Consider the following 21,320-nt stretch of genomic DNA (forward strand, 5'->3'; position numbering starts at 1 on the left):
GTAACGTATTGTGAACTAGTTTATTGACAAGTCGTTTTGTTAGCGAGGTGCAAATTTAGAAATTTATTTGTCTTGCTAAAGGATAAATGTTGTTATTTTTTTGTGATGGGAATAAATTTTTTTTTACTTTTGCAGTCCAATTTTAGTGCTGCTCGAGTGGCGGAACTGGTAGACGCGCTGGATTCAAAATCCAGTTCCTTTGGAGTGTGGGTTCGATTCCCACCTCGAGTACAAGATTGAAACGTAAAAGCCGAGACTATAATCTCGGCTTTTTTTATGGGCTAAAGTGTTGGTCTTTAAAAAGGAAGGCTATTACATCATAAAGCTTTAAAGAACCTGTTTTCAGTAAAATACATTATCATTCTTAGCTTCCTTAGGTACATTGCATTTTAGTATATGTGTTTACTAAACTTCACAGATGTAACGGAAACTGCAATTTGCGACATAAGTTTTTGTATTGGATTTCTATATGTAAAAATTCCGAAAGATTGCAGGATTTCATCATCTCCACCATCATTCATAACGCTTTGTTAACATTGTACACGATCCTGCTAATTAATGGAATCCCAACCACGATTAGAAGAATTAGATTTACCCACGTTGCTAATTATGGTTTAAATACAGGGTTTTCGCCTATCGAGAATTTAAGTTTAAGGCCTAATTGATGTATTCTGTTCCGACTTATAGTTTATGGGAGTCTTTCTACTAAAAGGGACTTTAGTGTAGTTCCCTGTAATGCATATTTGGGGAGGAAAAGGTAATTCAATAGCCTTGAGCTTAATTGCATCAAGCCATAGTAAAATAGGTAACAAAGGAACATTACTTAACATTAAACACTCTATGGTGTGATAGAAAAACCAAACCTATGCAAAAATTACCTCTAAAGTTTAAATTTGACAAATTGCTGAAGCCGTCATTAACACTTGTGCTAAGTGTTATGGTTGTTTTGCCGAGCGGCATAAGTTATGCCTCGGACTCAAAAATTAATAGCACAATTTTAAATTACGAACCATTAAATACTTTTGTTGAGAGGCCCAATCTTCAAAAAGAAGTTAGCGGTGTAGTATTGGACACTAATGGGCAACCCTTGTCTGGGGCGACTATTTCGGAAAAAGGCACTTTAAATGGAGTCATTGCCGATTTTGATGGTAAATTTTCGATTTCCGTTACCGACGAAAATGCCGTTCTAGTCGTTTCATACATCGGATTTGCCAGCAAAGAAATTGCTGTTAATGGCAAGGAAAGTATTCAAATTACTTTAGAAGAAGCCGCTGCAGGCTTGGACGAAGTCGTTGTTATTGGGTATGGCACAGTTAAAAAGAGTGATTTGACCGGTGCTGTCAGTTCAATAAAGGCGGAAGATTTAAATACAGATTCGCAGGCATCTATTGATGAGATTATTCAAGGTAGGATCTCAGGTGTACAGGTTACACAAACTAGCGCGGAACCGGGAGGTGCGTTTTCAATTAGGATAAGGGGAACAAACTCCATTACTGCAGGAAATGAACCTTTATACGTAATTGACGGATTGCCTGGTGCAAACCCGGGAAATTCTTTGAACCCTGCCGACGTAAAATCAATTGAAGTACTAAAAGATGCTTCGGCAACTGCCATTTATGGTGCTAGGGGGTCGAACGGAGTGGTTTTAATAACGACTAAACAAGGGCTCAAAAACTCTAAACTAGAAATAAATTATAACCTATCCACTGGGATACAGAGTGCTTCTAAGACTCTCGATTTACTCAATACACAGGAATATATCACCTTTTACAATGACCTAAGTTTAGATCGGGGCGTTGAAGCTCCATTTAGTCAAGAGTACATTGATAATATAGGATTGGGTACGGACTGGCAAAAGGAAGTTTTACAAACCGCTTTAATGCAGGAACATCGACTTTCATTCTCGGGTGGTTCAGAGGATACGCAATACTATTTATCACTTAACTATTTTAATCAAGAAGGGATTGTAATCGATTCTGGTTTTGAAAGATTTACAGGAAGGGTCAATTTAACCCATTCCATAGGAGATAAACTAAAGGTAGGTATAAACCTCAGTAACAGTTTGTTGAATGAAGATCTAATACCATCTGGAACGGGAACTAACCGGGATGCAGGAGTAATTGCAACAGCGCTTCAATTACCACCGACTTTACCCGTATATGATGCCAATGGCGACTACTCACTGAGTTTACAAGATCTAAGTAATTCTGTTGCACAAGCGAAAACCATAGAGCAGTTTACAAAGAGTACACGTATATATGGGAATACCTTCATCGATTATCAAGTTTCTAAAAATTTCAATTCTAGGATCAATTTGGGATATGACCACACTATCTCCGAAGGTGACGAGGTTTTGAACAAAGAAACCCAAAGAGGAATACTCTTTGAAGGAAGGGCTACAAGAAGTTCAACGGAAAACAACAGTTATCTTTTTGAATTTATAAATGAGTATAGTAAAGATTTTAGCGAGAAGCATAAATTTAAAGCGCTTGCCGGGTACTCGTATCAAAAGTTTCAAAATTCAAGATTTAGTGCGTCTGCACAAAATTTCCCTAGTACATCCTTTGGTTCGAATAACCTCGGGGCCGGTGATCCAAGCCAGTACTCTGTAAGTTCGTCTAAGGATGAGAATACTATTATATCTGGTTTCGGAAGACTAAACTATAACTACGATGATAGGTATTTATTGACCGGGTCGATTAGGGCAGATGGTTCTTCTAGGTTTGGGGAAAATAATAAGGTAGCCTATTTTCCTTCGGCCGCTTTGGGTTGGAATGTTTCTAATGAATCATTTTATTCTGATGAAAGTGTAGTTTCTAATCTAAAACTAAGGGCTAGTTACGGCTTAAGTGGAAATCAAGAAATCAATAATGCGAGATCTTTGGTGTTGTTGGGAAGTGGACCAATTGCTGTTTTAGATGGGAACGAGGTGCAATCCATAGCGCCAATTCAGTTAGAGAATCCCTATTTAAAATGGGAAACCACTGAATCGCTCAATTTTGGTCTAGATTATGGAATTCTTAATGGGCGGGTCACAGGCTCATTTGAGTATTTTATAAATAAGACAAGGGATTTGTTGCTAGACTTGCCAGTGCCTACAACAACCGGGTTTGCCAGCTCCTTGCAAAATGTTGGCGACACAAGGAACAGCGGTTTTGAGCTGAATATCTCTTCTAATAACTTTATAGGTGAGTTTGCATGGACTACAGATTTTAATTTCTCTACGGTTAAAAATGAAGTGCTGAACTTAGGGGAATTGCCTAGGGTTTTGCAAGGTAACACAAGGTTTGTACAGGAATTCACCATACTTGAAGTAGGACAGCCGATCAATTCATACTATGGATATGTTTTTGACGGGGTATTTCAATCTCAAGACGAAATAGACAATACTCCTAGTCAAGCAAATGCTGCTCCTGGAAGCAGGAGATTTAAGGATTTGAATGACGATGGTTTAATAGATGATGAAGACAGAACGGTTTTAGGGGACCCATTTCCCGATTTTACTTTCGGACTTAATAACAACTTCAATTATAAAGGTATTTCATTAGATGTCTTTTTAGAAGGTAAGATAGGTTTTGAATTGGCAAATTTCACCAATATTGATTCTGATAATCCGATTGATAACTTAAGAAACAGACAAACGTATGTCTTAGATAGGTGGACACCCGAAAACCCTTCTAACGAAACCCCTTCTTTTGTGAGTCCGTCTCGAACATATGATTTCAACAGTAGAATTGTAGAGGACGCATCATTTGTGCAAATAAAAAATGCAAGGTTGGGTTATTCATTCCCTAACCTGAAAATAAAGAGAATCTCTTCATTATTGGTCTATGTGTCAGGTCAGAATTTGGCCATGTTCACAAATTATAAAGGGTATAATCCGAACGTAAATGCATTGGGCTCTTCGAATGTCCGAATTGACTACAATGCATATCCGCTTGCAAGGATATATTCAATAGGAATTAATGTAAAATTTTAGAAAATGAAAATAATAAAAACATATTATACGCTCCTTCCAATACTAGTTCTGTTTCTTGCTTTTACAGCTTGTGATGACGCATTGGATGAAAAAACTTTTACAACATTGAGTCCAGATGATTTTTTGACCAATGGCGAAGATGTAGAGGTTCTTCTTAATTCTGTTTACGGGGAACTAAGGTATAGTGACATAACACGTGATGCCATTACCATCAATGAAGTAAATACGGACATTCACATAGAACGCAATGGAGGTATTTTTGCCGCTAATGAACTTATGGAGGAGTTTATTTGGACTTCCTCACATAGTTATTTACAAAGCTCATGGGAGAGACGGTATAGAACCATATTTAATGCTAATGTTGTGTTGGATAACGTTCCTGCCGTTGATATGGATGAATCAAGAAAGGAAGAGGTTTTGGCGGAAGCTAGATTTTTAAGGGCATTTTCTTATTACTTGTTATTTGACCTTTTTGGTCCCGTTCCATTGATTACATCTAGTGAAACTGCGGTGACGGACCGTCCTGCCCGCGCCTCTGAGGAGGAAATGATTGCTTTCATAGAGAGCGAGTTGGTGTATGTAAGTAGTGTTCTTCCTGTAACCCCGCCCAGGGATGAGTATGGGAGGCCGACAAAAGGGGCTGCCCTAGGGATTTTGGCAAAGTTTTATATGATGAACAAAAAATGGCAAGAGGCTGCGGATACTTCATTGGAGGTTATGGATCTTGGGGTGTACGACCTTTTTGTTGATGGTAATAGAACCGAATTGTTCAGTCCTGAACATCAACGTGACAATGAGTTTATTTTTGTCTCTGTCATGTCCGATACCCCAAATGATAATACGGGCAACGGCTGGTTGAGTCATGTGGTTCCAAGAGGGTATCAATGGCAATATCCACCTAGGGCTATATTTGCTGCGGAATTTAAAATTAGATCGGAATTTCTTGAGCTTTTTGAAGCTGAAGACGAACGGTTGGATGCGTTTTTATTCGAATTTGTAAACGAAGAGGGTGAAACTATCATACTTGGAGAGGATGATGCAAGAAGTTTGAAGTTCCCGGAATACCCGAACCAAGATATAAGTAGGGCCTCAGATGATTTTCCGTTCCTAAGGTATGCAGATATCCTTTTGTCAAGAGCGGAAGCCCTAAACGAGCTTAATGGATTGAACCAAGCCTCTGTTGATCTCTTGAACATGGTAAGGGAAGCTGCCGGGGTTGGTACATTTGTGATTGGTGATTTTGCGAGTGAAGAAGACTTTAGCGACTTTATATTAGACGAAAGGGGAAGGGAATTTCACACAGAGGGCCTAAGGCGACAAGATTTAATTAGGCACGATAAATTTATTGAGTCGGCTATAGAAAGAGGCAAGTCTGCCGATGATTTTCGTGTTCGGTTTCCGATTCCGCAAACTGAAATTGAACGTAACCCAAGCCTAACCCAAAATGATGGGTATTAAGCTTTATACAGACTTAAAAAAAGCCGAGACTATAATCTCGGCTTTTTTTGTATTCGGGTATGGGTTTTGAATAACCTATCCTATACCTTAATGTAGATTTTTTTTCTGTCCAACCAAAGGCCGATACTCCAGCAGAAGAGCATAAAGACCAGGGCAAAGGCAAAAGAGCCAAAATAAGGTCCTATCCAGCTAAAGCCTTTTTCATAGCAATATTGGTAGAGGGTCTGTTCTCCGTCTACGCGGATAAAGTTCATGCCTATGGCCAGGTACTCCGAGAGTAGATAGATGAAAAGCGGGTTTTTACCGAATATTTCAAAGAAATTATAGTTAATCGGTCGCTTTAGGAATTCAATGGTATAGATCAATACGGACAATACCACGATATCAAGACCTACGGTAAGCACCACGAAGGAGCTGGTCCATAATTTTTTGTTTACGGGAAAAGTAAGGTCCCATAAATAGGCCACTACCAGTAAACCCGCTCCTACAAGAAGCATTTTGGCCAGTTTTTCGTAATCGATGCCCTTGTCAATAATATACTTTCCTACCAGATAGCCGCCAAGAACGTTGCATATGGAGGGCAAGGTGCTCAAAAGCCCTTCAGGGTCAAACGGAATACCATTGCCCATATAGAGGTGGCTGTCGCCCAAAAGCATTCGGTCTATGGTTCTAACAAAGTTTCCTTCCAAGGTGTAATCGCCAAAGGCGCTTAATAGTCCCCAATAGCCCAATAGAATCACGGCCGAGGCTATAATCAATTGCCTATTGGTTAGAAAATAGATCATAATGGCGCCAATGAAATAACATAGGGCAATGCGTTGTAGTACGCCTAGAATCCTTGTTTCGCTAAAAGGAACGGCCGCAAGATCTCCAGTTTCCGTCCAAGAGAAAAAGGGAATCCAATACATGGTATATCCTAATAGAAATATAATCAAGGTACGCTTGGCTATTTTCTTGAAAATGTCGGAAAGCGGTTTGTCGGCCCATTTCGTTTTGACGAAAGCAAAGGCGTTGCCAACGGCGAACAAAAACGAAGGAAATACCAAATCGGTAGGGGTGAAGCCGTGCCATTTGGCGTGTAATAGTGGTGAAAAGGTCATGTCCCAGTCTCCAGGCGTATTGACAATAATCATCAGGCAAATGGTCAATCCGCGGAAAACGTCGAGCGCTTTGAATCTTTTCATGGTCGGTTATATTTTATTTGGACTCTAAGTTAAGTGCTCTTGTGATCTTTTCAAACATATCACTGTTTTCATAGATGCCTTGAAATGATTGCGAGCTTGGGCCATAAGCAAAAATAGGAACCATAGTGGCCGTGTGGTCGAAGGTAGTAAAAGTTCCTTCAATTATTCCTTTTTTGAGGTCGCCTTGTGGTATGCTAAAACCGGAGGTTTCGTGATCGGCGGTAATGACTACCAAAGTATTTCCCGATGTATCGGCAAATTTTATCGCTTCGGTGATGGCCCGGTCAAAGTCAATTCCTTCGGTAACGATACCTCCCACATTGTTGTAGTGCCCGTTACTGTCTATTTGGGCGGCCTCAACCATTAAAAAAAAGGGTTTGTCCTTAGAATTCAAAAATTCAATGCCATTTTTGGTGGCTACGGCTAGCGCATTGCCACGACCCTCCAAAACTCCGGGCACTCCTTTTTTAGAAAGAAAATAGCCAAGCTTGTCGGCCTTATGTTGACCGATTTTATCGATACGGTCTACAATGGTAAAATCGGTGTTTTTCCAATCGAAGGTGAAATTTTCTTCCCCTCCGCCAATAAAAAGGGAAAGTTTGCTCTTAAGGATGTCTTGGGCGATTTCTTTGGTGTCCGATCGGTCTTTTTGGTGGGCGAAGAAGGAAGCGGGAGTCGCACCGGTAACCTTGTCCGTGGTAATGATACCCGAAACGTAACCGTGTTTTGCGAGAAATTCGGGCATGTTCTCAATAGGCTTCCTCGAAGGGTCTAGGCCGATAGCGCGATTATAGGTTTTTGTACCCGTGGCCAGTGCGGTACCTGCCGCGGCCGAGTCCGTGGTGAAATCATCGGAAGATTGTGTCTTTAAAAAGCCGATGCTCTTTAGTTGCGAAAGGGTAAGCTCACCGCCATTGGCCAAAACGGCCGATGAAATTTGGTTTAGGCCGTTTCCGTCGCCGATCAGTAGTATCACGTTTTGTATGGGCACCTCTTTTTGGTCCGTAGCGTAGGTAGGGCGGTATACTTTTGAGTTTATGGTGTTGGTGTAGGTGCGTTTTTCCAGCGTATTGAGGTAGGCCGATGTCTCGTGGGGCATATCGGTATTTATGATGTCTACGCCCAAATCGGAAAAGGCTTTCCATGCGGTGTTTGAATCCGGTGTTCCCCAAAATCGGAAGGGCTTATTGAGATTGTGGGCTTTTGTAATGGCTTCCGATACGGTTTGGTAATCTTCTTGGGTAAGCCTGCCCTTTCCGTTCCATTCCGAATAGTTTTTAAAATTGACACTGATAAAAGCGACCTTTTTCCAATCATCGGAATCAAGGTCGCTCTCTAGCTTCTGATAATCGAAATAAATGAATTCGGGATAGGAACTATAGGTTTCGGGGTCGGGCCTTTGCCCAGAAATAACAATCTTTATGTCGGGCCGTGAGGTGATTTCGGGGTATTTTTTGAGTGCGACCAATATTTTCTTTAAGGTAGGAAGGGCTTTCGATTTGACATCGAGCATCAGCATAAGGCCGGAAGCGTCACCAATGTTGTTTTTGATGGCATACTTTATAGGGTCTAAATAAAGCATTTGTAATGTATTGCCCTCAATGATTTCCGATTCGGTGTGGGCAATGTTCAATTTACCGTTCTTTAAAACGACATCGGCCTCAATAATATCGAGACCATTGGCGTAAGCCTTCCAAAAGGGGACGTTTTGAAGGTAATCGTTGTGGGAGTGGATCAGGGTTTTTCGATTTTCTTGGGCAGTGAGCAGCGTAATGCAGAAAAGAGCGAATACGAAGGAATACTTTGTTTTGAATCTATACATGCTTTAAAATTATAAAAAGGGTGCCCCTTAAGGAAGCACCCTTTCGTAAAAAACTAAACTAACGAACTGATTTTTGTGATTACCATCCTTTGTTCTGTTGAATTCCAGATGATTCTATTACTGTATTGGGTATGGGCCAAACATTCATGTAGGAGGCGTCAAAATTTCGTGCAGGCCATACAATTTCAGAACTGTAGGGCGAATCGGGATCGGAACGATCGGTGTAGATACGGCCATAAATAGGCTCGGCATACGTATCGGCAGCATCGCCCCAACGAATAAGGTCAAAATGTCGGTTGGCGAACTCGCCGGCAAGCTCTACCCTTCTTTCATGTTTTAAATCGCTCATGGTCGCATTGGTAATGGGGGCAAGACCGGCCCTTTCCCGTACCATATTCAATGGGGCATCTCCATTTTTGCCGTCCATAATGAGGGCTTCGGCTTTCATAAGTAAGACTTCCGCGTAGCGCATTAAAGGCACATTGTAAACGGTAGAAGGATCGTCGCCATTGCTGTTCAGGTACGTGCCGATAGGGTTTTCAAATTGAAACTCGTACATGTATTTGTTGAACTGAAAACCTGATAGGGAGTTTTCCGATTGATATCTTCTGGTTTCGCCGAAAAAGGTAAATTCATCACCGAAATTCAATATGGTTACCGCCTTTCTGGCATCGTCGTCTTCAAATTCGTTGTAAAGGCCTTCGGAAGGCGTATAATAGCCCCAACCGTTATATTTGCCCCATCCCTTGTTCTCCAACATAACACCGGTTAAGATGCTGCCTTTGTCGACTCCTGAGTTAACGGACCAAATGTACTCACTGGTCCAGTTGTTCAAATGGCTGTGCAATTCACGGTAATCTTTTGAAGGATTGCCCGTGTTGATCAATGCCCTGCCCGAACCACTATTGGTAACGGCATCGGCGTACTTTACTACCTCGGCATATCTAGAGGCGTCGTGTTGTGCCCAGTATAGATTGGTTTTTGCCATATAGGCGTAAGCGGCGTCCTTATGTGGGCGACCATAGTTATCGGAAGAATATTCGGTGAATAGCGGTAATAATTCCGCGGCTTTCATAAGGTCGGCCTCTATTTGCTTGTAGTTTTCGACCACGCTGGCCGGTCTTGAGTAACTACCGGCCTCATCGTTCATGTTCTCTTCCGTAATAATGGGTACGCCCCCATTTTCGCCATTATCTCCATAGGTATGGGCCACCCAGAAGTAACTGAAGGCCCGCATAAAGTAGGCTTCTCCCAAATATTGGTTTTTTAGGCTTTCGCTTATTTCCATATTGGGGACGTTCAAAATAACATCATTGGCCCTACGGATTACCTGATAACTTTTAGGGTAGCAAGTTGAGGTATACCCGCCTTCGCCGCCGGTGATATTGAAATCTTTGATATTGTCGGCAGAGGCTTTGATTCGACCGGTAATCATATCATCAGAGGCATTGATGTACCAAAAGAAGCCCCTAGAGAACATCTCTTGGTCCGTCATGTACTGATACATACTGTTCACCGCCTCTGATGCATCTTGTTCAGATGCCCAAAAATTGGCGTATGACGTGCTTCCTAGGGGAGTGACCTCCGTAAAATCGTCAGAGCAACTAATCAGGTTAAGGCCGGCAAAGCCCAGTACCAAGCTCATGGTTTTTATGCTATTGAATTTCATTTTTTTTTGTATTTTTTTAGGTTAGAGCGATAATGATAGACCAGCGGTAATGGTTCTTGACAATGGGTATCGTGCGATATCCAATCCTTTGCCACCAACTTCGGGGTCCATGCCCGTATAATCTGTAATGGTAAATAGGTTTTCTGCGGAGATGTAAAAACGCAATGACGAGCCGGGCAATACGGTATTCATAATCCGGTCGTTTATGGTATACCCAAGGGTTACGTTCTTCATTCTCAAGTATGAGGCATCTTCAAGATACCAGCTCGATGCCAGACCAAAGTTTTGGTTGTCGTCTTTGGTCGATAGCCTTGGTGTAGTGGCCCCTGTGTTGGAAGGAGACCATGCGTCAAGTACCCTGTTATCTAGGTTATATCCGGTAAGCGAAGCGTTATAGGTAGAAAACTTGTATCCGTTAAATACTTCAACACCTGAAACCCCTTGAAACAACATGCCTAAATCAAAATTTTTGTAATTCAGGTTCAGACCGAAGTTATAGGTAAAATCGGGTTGGTAACTGTCGTAAAAGACCTTGTCGTTATCATCTATTTTTCCATCATTGTTGCTATCGGCAAATTTAAAATCGCCAGGCTGGGCGTTGGGCTGTATTAGATTGCCGTCTTTTACATAGGCATCAATTTCCGCCTGATTTTGGAATATGCCCAATTGAGGCACAACATGAACCGAGTATAAGGCCCGTCCGACCTCTGAACGGAAGGGTCTAAGTACCCCTCTGACATTGTCGCTGTGGGCAATGAAGTCGATTCCACTTTTGTTATATCCGTCTAGGTTTACTAGCTCGTTCTCAAGTACGCTGGTATTGGCATTGAGGGTGAAATCGAGCTCACCTATTTGCTTGGAATAACTTGCCGAAATTTCAAAACCATTGTTCTTTACCTCTCCACCGTTTACATCGGCAGCCGATGTACCTTGGTGTAGATCTTCAAGACCGGGAAGGATCATTCCCTTGGTCGATTTTTCGAAGTAATCGAAAGTAAGGCTTAGACTATTGTTGAAAAGGGCCGCGTCAATACCAAAGTTGACTGATTCCGACACCTCCCAGTTCAGGTTCGGGTTCGATTGCTTTCCAACGTATGCGCCCTTGTCGTCATGTGAGGCGTCTTCGCCAATAGTAACTACCGTGGTGTTCAATGGAACGTCAAAAGAATAATAACCTACGGAGTTGATATTTCCTATCTGTCCCCAAGAAGCTCTAAATTTCAGGTCATTGATGGCCTCGACATTGAAGAATGATTCGTCTGACAATCTCCAGCCCACGGTGGCCGATGGAAAGTTATCCGCTTGATTGTTTACCGCTAAGCGTGAGGTCATATCCCTTCTGATACTCCCTGAGATAAAGTAGCGATTCTTGTAATTGTACATAACCCTACCAATGGCCGATGTCAAGGCATCTTCATAAACTGAGGTGCCGGGGTTTCTGATGACGGATGCATTCGATAGATATTGGTTGAACGCATCTTCGTTGCTAAAACCTTCCCCTCGGTTAGATAGGCTCTCAAAGTCCGTATGCTGGGAAGAATAGATAGCGGTAAGGTCTAGGTTGTGGTCGCCAAATGATCTTTTATAGCTCAATTGGTTGTCCCAGACCCAGCGGTTCGTGGTTGAGGTCGTCTGATCTAGGTAGTTGTTCGGGTTTGAACGCCCCAGTTCAGGTACTTTGGGCTGAAACCTTTTGTACTGCGAATGGGTATAACTGTATGAATAATTGGTTTTAAACGATAGGCCGTTCAAGATTTTATATTCTAAAAATACATTGGCGTTCAAAAAGTTTGTAGGCGCATTGGTCGTAGGTCTTAGCAAGAGGGCCAAAGGGTTGTACACATCACCATAGGCTCCTGCGAACTGTGATAGGTTTTCAGGGGCTACCCCGGCAAAACTGCCGTCGTCGTAACGGGTAGGGGAGGCTGAAGGCATGTAAACCGCATTAATGATGGTGCCGGAATAGGGGTTGTCGGTATTCGTTCCTACGGCCTCGGTTTTTGAAAAATAAACGTTTTCGCCAATTTTGATTTTGTCGGAAAGGTCAAAATCGGATTTCACCCTAAAATTATAGCGCTCAGAACTTGTTCCTTCCAAAAGGCCCTCTCTTTTGGTGTATCCGAAGGAGGTAAGATAGTTCATGCTTTCACCTGCACCGCTTATGTTTATATTGGCATTGTTCATGCCTGCGGGCCTGAAAATCGCATCTACCCAGTTGGTACGGTTTACTTGTCCGTAGGGGTTTTGCTCGAGGTCGTGGGCAGATTGTCTTGGGGTTCCGGCATTATCCGCAGCGGTATTGTATGTGTTGGCTTGCTGTTGTGCCGTAAGCGGGGTTGGTAGGTTGGTGGCTTCTTGGATACCACCATAGTAGTCTACGGTAATACGGGGTTTGCCCATCTCTCCTTTTTTGGTTTGGATTACGATGACCCCCGATGCTGCTTGTGCTCCATAAATAGCTGCTGATGCCGCATCCTTAAGAACAGAAATGGAGGCAATATCGTTAGGGTTGATGGCAGGGCCATAATAAGGAACACCATCTACTACGGTAAGCGGACTTTCATTAGCGAAAGTTCCTAGACCGCGAATAACGACGTTGCCGCTAGAGGTAGGGTCACCACCTTGGTTTAGTACGGTTACACCGGCAACATTACCTTGTAAGAACTCCGTAGCGTTCGTAACGGGTCTTGACGCAATACTCTCTACATTGCTTACCGTTGCAATAGCTGTTGTTAAATCACCTTTTCTTGAGGAGCCGTAGCCGATAAGGACTACTTCATCCAAGAAGCTGGCTTCTTCATTCATCGATACATTCAGGACCTGGTCTCCTGAAAAGTTTACTTCTTTAGTGGCAAAACCCAGGGAAGAGAACACTAGGGTTCCACTTTCTTCGGAGAGGCTTAGCGTAAAGTTACCGTCAAAATCTGTTGAGGTACCGGTTTGGGTTTCCCCTTTCAGTACAATCGATACCGAAGGAACCGGCATTCCATCTGTTTCGGAAACTACCGTTCCCTTTACTGTTACTTGCGAATAAGAAAAGGAAATACATCCTAATGCTATTAGCAGAACTAAGTACACTTTTTTCATTTAGGTAGAATTTTAAATTGGTTATGAACCAAAAGTAGTCGGAGGTGCTACTTCTTCCAGATGAAAAAAGAATCATAAAGGTGTACTTATGCCTCAAAAAAGGGGGTGAATGGTTTCTTTTTAGTGCACTTTCGTTACAATAATTTTAACGTAACATTGTGATAATATGTAGCTAACGTTAGGCGTTGTCGGTTTTGGCGCGATATGCTTTTGGGCTACAATCGAAATTTTTCTTAAATAGGCGGCTAAAGTACTTAGGGTCGTTAAAACCACATTCTATACTTATTTCGGAAATGTTCAAGGTGTGGTTTTTAAGTAGAAATTCGGCTTTTTGCAGGCGTAACTTTATAATGACGTCGGAAGGGGACTGCTGGAGCACCTCTTTAAAGGCCCGATAGCATTTGATCTTTGATACGAAAAGCAATTCTTGTAGCTTCTGAACATTAAAGGAGGGGTCGTTGAGGTTCTTGTTTATCAGGGCCAATGCCTTTTTTACCAGTTTTTCGTTGACCGATAGGGTTTTGGTTTCATCGAAAGGCGGAACATAGAAGAGGTGTTTTGATGTGTTGTTCGCATATTCTTTTCTGACGGATGTGAGTTTCGAGATTTTACTTTGAATAAAAGACTTGCTTACGGGCAACTGTATAAAGGTGTCTACACCAAGTTCCGTAGTCTGTATGCGCAATGAATGGTTTATTTCTTCGGAAACGTACAGCACCGAAACGGCTATCTGGGTCCCGTTGCTCTTTATAAGATGAAAGAGTTGTACCAACTGTTCGTCAATGGGAATATTGTATAGGGCCAGGCAATGTATGTTTACGTGCTTGATGGCCGAGCTTACCGCTGATGCCGTTTTTTCAAAGATTAGATTGTTGTCGGGGTGGTCGAATAATTGAAGGGCCGGCAAGGCGTCGTCATCATTACAAAAAACTAGAATGTTGTTTTTGTCCGAGGGTAGCTTTTCATTTAGGTCGAGGTGCTTCCATAAGACTTCTTCTACCTTATTGTTTTCGGTATCTACCACCTTGATCGGCAAGTGTACCGAAATGATCAGTTCGTCGTTTTTTTCAATGCTAAGGTTTCCTTCCATAGCAGCTAGCAGGGTGTTCGATGCTTTGTAATACGGACTGTAATGTTGTATGCTGAAAAAGTTGTCGGAGAGTACTTTACTGTCCGACTTTATAAAGAGTCCTAAGGAATTACCTTTTGTCCTTACCGTAAGTTTTAGGTAGCTGTCTTTCGAAAGGTATTTTAGAATGTCGTTAAAGAGGTATTTGAAAAACAATTTAAAACGGAGGGAGTCTAGTTCTACCCATTGGTCTTCGATATCTAGGGTGTAGTCTAAATTGATTTTCGATTTTCGGGCATGTGTAGCGAGTCCGTCTACAAGTACTTTTATGGTTTGTCTTATTTTGGTCGCCGATTTTTTTAGTTCGCCTATGTCCTTAGAGTTGGTAAGGTAGTCCCATTCCGATAGCAATGTGATCAATTTGTTCGACTCCTTATTGATGTTTCGTTTTGTGCCGTCGTCTTCGTTCAGTTCTTTGGTGTTCTCAATAATTTTGGAAACCGGTTCCTTGAACTCCGACAATACGAAGGTCTTGAACTTTTCGATTTCAAAATCTTCGTTTTTAAGCTGGTGATAAGAGCTTAAGAGTTCTTCCCTTTGGCGGTTGATTTCTTTGTTTTTTTCATCTAAGGTATGGTTGACCTTCAAGAGCCGTTCTTTTTGCCGGTTTATGGTTTCGGTCCGTTCCTCTATTTTACGTTCCAATTCTTTCTGGTTTTGCGCAATGTTGCGGTTTCGTACCAGTACCCAGCTTGTAAGGCTTAGTAGTAAGGTGGTCAATAGAAGTAGGTAGAAGAGGATGGTCTTGTAAAACGGTTTTTTGATGATGATGGGAATGCCTTTAAAGGCTAGGTCTTTGGCAGAAGAGTTTTTTACTTCAAAAATATATTCGCCATCGGGCAGACCGGTGTAATGGACAGGGCCTTGGCCTTCCTTGAATTCTTGAAAATCGGTGTCGTAACCGGAAAGTTTATACAGTACCCGATTGTTGGGGTCTTGCGTAAAAACAACGGGTTCGATCTTTATATCTAGGGAATTGTCGATAAAATTTTTAGTAATACCTTTCGTAAAATCGCTGGTATCGTCTATTTCGATCTTTATTTTCGGTAGTTTTTTGGTAATGTTCAGACTCGCTGGCGAAAAGTAGTTGAGCCCGTTTATTCCCGCAAAGAACAAGGTGCCTTTGCGGTCTTGGTAGTAGGCGCCCTCTGAGAATTCACGGGCCTGCCAGCCTTCATCCATATTCAGGCCTGTAACTGAAAAATCGTTTCTGTCTACGGCGGCAATCCCTTTGGTCGTACTCACCCAAACCTTATCGCTGTCTAAGAGCAGGCCATATACCATATGGCTCGGGAGGCCCTGTTTTTCTGAAATATGTTGTATAAGCCCCTTGTTTTTGTCGTATACGCTGATGCCGCCAAGGCTTCCCGTCCAATAATAACCCGACTGCTTGTCTTTAAAGGAAGAATAGACGCTATTGCCCAAGAGTCCGTCTTTTACCGTGATGTCCGTTAGTTCGCCAGTGGCAAGGTCAAGCAATACCAGACCTTCGTTTTCGGTGCTGACCAAAAGCTCGTTATCGGCGTATTCTATGTTTCTGATATGGTATGGGGCCAATGCCGATTGACCTTTAAAAGCCTCAAAGCTATCGGTCTTCAGGTTGAATTTGGCCACCCCTCCCCAACAGGCTATATAGAGCTGATTACCGTTGTCTTCTTGAAACGAATAGTTTCTGTCGTTGGGAAGATTGGCGGTGTTTTTAGATTGATACAGGGTATAGCCGTTCTTCTTAATTCGAATAATACCGGCATAGGTGCCTGCCCAAATTTCACCATTGGAGGTGGTGTAAAGCGACCGTACCCGCCCCCAGTCTGAATTTTCTTGGGCCTCGGCAATATGATATTTTAAGTAGCACGGTTCTTCTTGGTCAAAGTAAAACAGGCCTTTTGTGTAATATCCGAGCCAGATGCGATTATTGAAGTCCTTGGTAATTGCCCGTATGGTTTCGTTGGGTAAATGTGGATATTTGTTCGGATGTGGTATAATTGTAGAGATTTGCTCAGAGCCGCTATAGGCCATGCTAAGGCCTCCGTCTTTATGTCCTAACCATATATTGCCAAAACTGTCCTCGTATATTTTTTCTACTTCATTGCTGTCAAAACTATAGGGGTCGTAGAGGTCGTGAAAGTAATGATCGATCTGCTCATTGTCGCGGTTGGTCGTGCTGTTGGGAATGATATAGATACCGTTCCTTCGGGTGGCATACCAGATATGTCCGGATTTGTCTTTGAGGACATCGTTGATAATGGTATTCGGAAATTTGTCCAAAAGAAGCTCCCTGAGGATACTGTTGTCTTCCTTTTTTTTCTCGACAAATTGAGCTTTTTTAAAGTCGCCATCGATAAATTCGTAACGGGTATTATCGGTCCGGATGCCTATTCCTCCCTCTTTGGTGAGGGCCATATATTGTAGGGGTTCATCAAAGGAAAAATTTTGAAACTTGCCGTTGCCTAGGTGTTTGCTTATTTTTTTATCCTTTGTAACAATCCAAATATTTCCTTGGCCGTCTTTTTTTAGATGCTGAATATTGTTTCCGGCTATGGAAGTCGAATTTTTTATATCGTGTTTGTAGACCGTGAATTTTTGGCCGTTGTAACTGTTGAGTCCGTCCCAAGTGGCAATCCATAATATACCATCGTCATCGCTTATCAAATCGGTGATGGAATTATTCGAAAGCCCGTCGTTGGTACTGAGGGTCTTGAATTTTATATTTTGCCCAAAAACCGGGTTGATGGACAAAAGTATAAGGAGTGCATATAACAGTAAGTAGGGTGGTTTCATGTTGGTTGGTTCTGCGATGCTTTGGGGCGCAGGTTAAAAATATGAAATTTAAGCTATACCAGCGTAATCGGTATATCGATGTTAATGGTTTGATGTTGTTCGGGGGGTATAGAAGCAAAAAGCCCGCGATAATACTATCGCGGGCCGAGTATGGTCATAGACCTATTTGTTCTATAAAAGGTGATTTTTACGAGATAAACCGAATGGTCATAAAATTGCTTGGAGTTTCGCCGTTGCTTGCTTTTACAGCATTCACGATGGGAATTACAAAAGCGATTATGCCAATGAAAATCAAACTTAAGATGCCTAGGCCTAAAAGCAAAATGGCCGGAATACTAAGTATGGTAAAAAGGAGCATACTCAATTGAAAATTGACAATCGACTTGCCATGCTCGTCCATGCCGTCAACGTTGTCCTTTGTGGAGAGCCATAGTATTAAGGGTACGATAAGCCCGCCAAAACCGGTTACATAGGTCAGCAACTGTGATAGGTGTGCAATGACCAATAGTTGATTGTTCTTTTCTAATGATTTGTTTTGATTGATGACTTCCATTTTTCGATTGTTTAGGGGTTCTAAATATAAGACGAGCTAAAAACCAAAATGTTACAATTTAAGATGGCGATAAGAAATAAAAAAATCCCGTACGACATGGAGTGTACGGGATTTTTGAAAATAAATTTTAGTGGATACTACTATAGCTTACGCTCTATTTTCAACAGTTTTTCCTGATTCTTTGCAATGCTACTTTTTAGTTTGCTTAGTTTCTTTTCGATTTTAGTGATATCGTTGGGAGAAAGTTTTCCTTTGATTTTGTCCACTTCCATTTTGTTGCTGATCTTGCTGACTTTCTTTTCGTCGCGGTCCAAGGTTTTTCTGATCGCACTGATTTTGTCATTCAGTTTTTCGATTCTTTTAGCTGCTTTATCAGCTCTTTTTTGCTCTTTTTTAGCGGCTTTGGCCGCCTTTTCGGCTTCTTTAGCTTCTCTTTCGGCCGCTTCGATTTGTTTTCTGATTTCCTTGGCTTCCCTTTCCGCTTGTTCGACTTGGGAAATAGAGTCGTTTTGAACTTCTCCTTCTTCTTCCTGGGCAAAGGTCAAGGTGGTCACCCCTATAAAAATCACACAAAAAGTCAATAAACGTATTTTCATAATAAATTTAATTTATAATAGTTAATGGAGGCGCGAAGGTAGATATTTTCGGCTATTGTTGCACTTTGGTGCAATTATATTTTTGTCGTACAAGAAGGCCGAAGACTTCTATCTGTTTTTGAGTACTTTTGCAAAAACTCATGAATGATCCCTAACGATAACATCATAGCATTGGCCACGCCTTCAGGTGCCGGGGCTATTGCGGTAATACGTATTTCTGGCGAAAAGGCCATAGATATCGTAGCCCCCTTTTTTCAATCGGCCTATGGTAAGGATTTGACCAAGAAGAAGAGCCATACCATTAGTTTGGGTCATATTGTCGATGGAGGGAAGTTGTTGGACGAGGTTCTTGTATCGGTTTTTAAAGGGCCGAATTCGTATACAGGGGAGAACGTTGTCGAGATTTCATGTCATGGTTCCCCATTTATTCAACAACAGCTCATTCAGCTCTTCTTAAGGAACGGATGTAGAACGGCCGAAGCAGGGGAGTTTACCCTTAGGGCCTTCCTCAATGGTAAAATGGACCTTAGCCAGGCTGAAGCGGTGGCTGACCTGATAGCCAGTGATAATGCGGCCAGTCACCAGATAGCCATGCAGCAGATGCGCGGCGGCTTTAGTAACGAGATCAAGTCTTTGAGACAAGAGCTCTTGAACTTCGCGTCTTTAATTGAATTGGAGTTGGATTTTTCTGAGGAAGATGTAGAGTTCGCCGACCGTACGCAGTTTAAGGAGTTGCTTGGGCGTATTCAGAAAGTATTGAAGGGATTGATCGATTCTTTTGCCGTAGGAAACGTTATTAAAAACGGAATCCCGGTAGCCATTGTGGGTGAACCCAATGTGGGAAAATCTACCTTGCTCAATGCATTTTTGAATGAAGAGCGTGCCTTGGTTTCCGATATTGCAGGTACTACTAGGGATACGATAGAAGACGAGATCTCGATTGGAGGTATCGGTTTTCGTTTTATCGATACGGCAGGGATACGCGAAACGGAAGATGTGGTTGAGGGTATGGGTATAAAACGGACTTTCGAAAAGATCGAACAGGCTCAGGTCGTTTTGCTTCTTGTTGACGGGGCCAAGCTTAGGGCCAATAATGACAAGCTAAAAAACATTGTAGTCGATTTCGAAAAAATAAAAAACCGCAACCCGCAAAAACCTTTGCTTCTATTGGTAAACAAGGCCGATACTTTGACCGAAAAGGATAAGGAAAATATTGCAGGGGCATTAAGTGAGGTGAGGTATATTTCTGCCAAAACCGGAGAAGGGGTAGAGGACTTGCAGAACAAACTTTTGGAATTCGTAAATACGGGAGCCTTGCGTAACAATGAGACAATTGTAACCAATACACGGCACTACAATTCGCTCTTAAAAGCGCTTGAGGAAATAGAAAAGGTGCAATTTGGTATGGAAGAAGGGCTCTCTAGCGACCTTATGGCCATTGATGTTCGCGAAGCCCTATATCATTTAGGGGAGATAACCGGCCAAGTGACCAATGATGAACTATTGGGGAATATTTTCGCTAATTTTTGTATCGGGAAGTAATGGCAAAAGGTTTTGTTGTCCACCGTTTATATATTGGTTAGCGTTCAATACGGATATATCAAGCAATATGCTTTGATATAAAATAACCTCTTAAGACATGGTCTCAAGAGGCTATTTACAGACTTGATAGGGCAATTGTTATGGGGTGCAGTTTACCTTGTCGTTTTCGGTGATGATGCTTTTTTGAGTAGGGCCAAAACCTTTTTTTGTGACTCTTGAGATGGTAGCTTCGTAATGGCCAGGTCCTTCTCCCGAGGCATCGTACAATATGGGGGTAATAGAAGGGCCTATAAAAATTTCTTTGCCGAGATTGCCGGTAAATTCATCGGGATTCGGGGTTAGCAAGGCCCTTGAGTCGCAATCCAAGTACTTGTCCCAGTGTTTCCATTTAAGCTGTGAGGTTGTGCCATAGGTGGCTTTAACGTTCGAAATGGTCGGGTTTTTAAAGTAACCGGGAGATATTCCTAGTTCTGACTGTGATTTGTTGGCAAAACCTTTATCGATACGAACTGCAAATCCGCAATTGTTGGCCACAACATTCTTTATGTGTACATGCCCGTTTTTGATGGTATGGGGGGATATCATGACGGCGGAATTCCCGTTTTCCCCGATGATATTTTTCGCTTTAATATCGAAAATGCCGAGTCCTTCAGGTTGTAATTCATTGAATTTGTTTTCCCCTGTTTCCAATCGCAAGGTCACTCCGCCCTCACTATAGAGGTTTTTGAATTCTACGTTTTTGCCTACCTGTGCTTGAACCAAACCATAGCCGTAGTGTGTGGAAAAGGCACTAATGTTTTTGACCGTACCGTTGCGTGGTCCGAAATACTTGCCGTCATAGGAAGCTAAACCGAAAGTAATCGCTGAAAACTTGGTGAGTTGGTCCAATACGCCAAAATCTGAAAGTACAAATCCGTCCACATTTCCACATTGAATGACCCTGACATTGGTATTCTCGACCTCTCGTAAATCGACGGTGAACTTGCCGCAACTTCCGGTTATTTTTACGTTTTTCACTACGCCGGAGTTTACACCTAGATAGAAAACAGAGTAGTTTTTATTGTTTTCCCTTCCTATGGGCTTAATGATAGTTCCGTCTTCAAAAGATAAATGGACATTGGATTTTAGGCTTATCTCACTGAGGTAGTATTGGCCTTGAGGTATGAATATTATACCTCCTCCATCTATGGCCGAAACTTCGTCTATGGCCTGTTGTAATTGTTTACTGTCGTTCTCTTGGTCGGTGCCATCAGCTCCATAATCGACTACTAGGTTCTTTTGCACCCTGTCATCGTCTATTTTGCATTGTGAGGGTTCTTGATCGCTTCCCGACCCGATGTAGTCGTTTATTTCACATTGAACGAGTAAAGCGGAAAGGGCAATTGTGGCTAAATACATTTGAATTTTTTTCATAGATATAGATTTGTGGTTTCGGTGTAAAGCTATGATCCCGCATAAAGCCAGATGTATTTAGGGGTAAATGATTTGTATTTAGTAGTATATATCTTATTAAATTATAA

The 21,320-nt window shown here is 42.1% G+C and carries 11 protein-coding genes and 1 tRNA gene; 4 read left to right on the forward strand and 8 right to left on the reverse strand.

Annotation, left to right across the window (positions count from 1 at the left end; genetic code table 11):
• The first annotated feature begins 150 nt into the window (after window positions 1–150).
• The 3 genes from ZOBGAL_RS10125 to ZOBGAL_RS10135 all read left to right on the forward strand — a co-directional run bounded on the left by ZOBGAL_RS10125 (window position 151) and on the right by ZOBGAL_RS10135 (window position 5,437).
• Window positions 151–231 (forward strand) — tRNA-Leu (locus ZOBGAL_RS10125).
• A 634-nt stretch (window positions 232–865) separates the two neighbouring features.
• Window positions 866–3,979, forward strand: coding sequence for a SusC/RagA family TonB-linked outer membrane protein (locus ZOBGAL_RS10130; RefSeq protein WP_084724345.1), 3,114 nt, complete (start codon window positions 866–868; stop codon window positions 3,977–3,979).
• 3 nt (window positions 3,980–3,982) lie between these two features.
• Window positions 3,983–5,437 (forward strand): RagB/SusD family nutrient uptake outer membrane protein, encoded by a 1,455-nt coding sequence (locus ZOBGAL_RS10135; RefSeq protein WP_013993502.1) that lies wholly within the window; start codon window positions 3,983–3,985, stop codon window positions 5,435–5,437.
• A gap of 80 nt (window positions 5,438–5,517) precedes the next feature.
• On the opposite strand, the gene ZOBGAL_RS10140 is transcribed toward ZOBGAL_RS10135, so the two are convergent.
• From ZOBGAL_RS10140 to ZOBGAL_RS10170, 7 genes are all read right to left on the reverse strand, one after another.
• Window positions 5,518–6,621: an acyltransferase family protein gene (locus ZOBGAL_RS10140; RefSeq protein WP_013993503.1), complete on the reverse strand. Its 1,104-nt coding sequence runs from the start codon at window positions 6,619–6,621 to the stop codon at window positions 5,518–5,520.
• Between the two features lie 13 nt (window positions 6,622–6,634).
• On the reverse strand, window positions 6,635–8,443 hold the full coding sequence (locus ZOBGAL_RS10145; protein WP_013993504.1) for an alkaline phosphatase: 1,809 nt from the start codon (window positions 8,441–8,443) through the stop codon (window positions 6,635–6,637).
• A 79-nt stretch (window positions 8,444–8,522) separates the two neighbouring features.
• Entirely contained in the window at window positions 8,523–10,112 is a 1,590-nt protein-coding gene (locus tag ZOBGAL_RS10150) for a RagB/SusD family nutrient uptake outer membrane protein (protein ID WP_013993505.1), read from the reverse strand.
• 21 nt (window positions 10,113–10,133) lie between these two features.
• Window positions 10,134–13,199, reverse strand: coding sequence for a SusC/RagA family TonB-linked outer membrane protein (locus tag ZOBGAL_RS10155; RefSeq protein WP_013993506.1), 3,066 nt, complete (start codon window positions 13,197–13,199; stop codon window positions 10,134–10,136).
• A gap of 178 nt (window positions 13,200–13,377) precedes the next feature.
• Window positions 13,378–17,109 carry an AraC family transcriptional regulator gene (locus tag ZOBGAL_RS10160; protein ID WP_013993507.1) on the reverse strand — a complete coding sequence of 1,244 codons (3,732 nt, stop codon included), beginning with the start codon at window positions 17,107–17,109 and terminating at the stop codon, window positions 13,378–13,380.
• A gap of 187 nt (window positions 17,110–17,296) precedes the next feature.
• Window positions 17,297–17,662 (reverse strand): DUF4870 domain-containing protein, encoded by a 366-nt coding sequence (locus tag ZOBGAL_RS10165; RefSeq protein ID WP_013993508.1) that lies wholly within the window; start codon window positions 17,660–17,662, stop codon window positions 17,297–17,299.
• A 140-nt stretch (window positions 17,663–17,802) separates the two neighbouring features.
• Window positions 17,803–18,258, reverse strand: a complete 456-nt coding sequence (locus tag ZOBGAL_RS10170) for a hypothetical protein (RefSeq protein WP_013993509.1) — start codon at window positions 18,256–18,258, stop codon at window positions 17,803–17,805.
• 144 nt (window positions 18,259–18,402) lie between these two features.
• Between ZOBGAL_RS10170 and mnmE the strand changes: the two genes are divergently transcribed.
• Window positions 18,403–19,800, forward strand: coding sequence for a tRNA uridine-5-carboxymethylaminomethyl(34) synthesis GTPase MnmE (mnmE, locus tag ZOBGAL_RS10175; RefSeq protein WP_013993511.1), 1,398 nt, complete (start codon window positions 18,403–18,405; stop codon window positions 19,798–19,800).
• A gap of 138 nt (window positions 19,801–19,938) precedes the next feature.
• Here the strand turns inward: mnmE and ZOBGAL_RS10180 are convergent, their stop codons facing one another.
• Window positions 19,939–21,213: a glycosyl hydrolase family 28-related protein gene (locus tag ZOBGAL_RS10180; protein WP_013993512.1), complete on the reverse strand. Its 1,275-nt coding sequence runs from the start codon at window positions 21,211–21,213 to the stop codon at window positions 19,939–19,941.
• Between the last annotated feature and the right edge of the window lie 107 nt (window positions 21,214–21,320).

It is taken from the genome of Zobellia galactanivorans (genome assembly GCF_000973105.1).
Lineage (GTDB): Bacteria > Bacteroidota > Bacteroidia > Flavobacteriales > Flavobacteriaceae > Zobellia > Zobellia galactanivorans.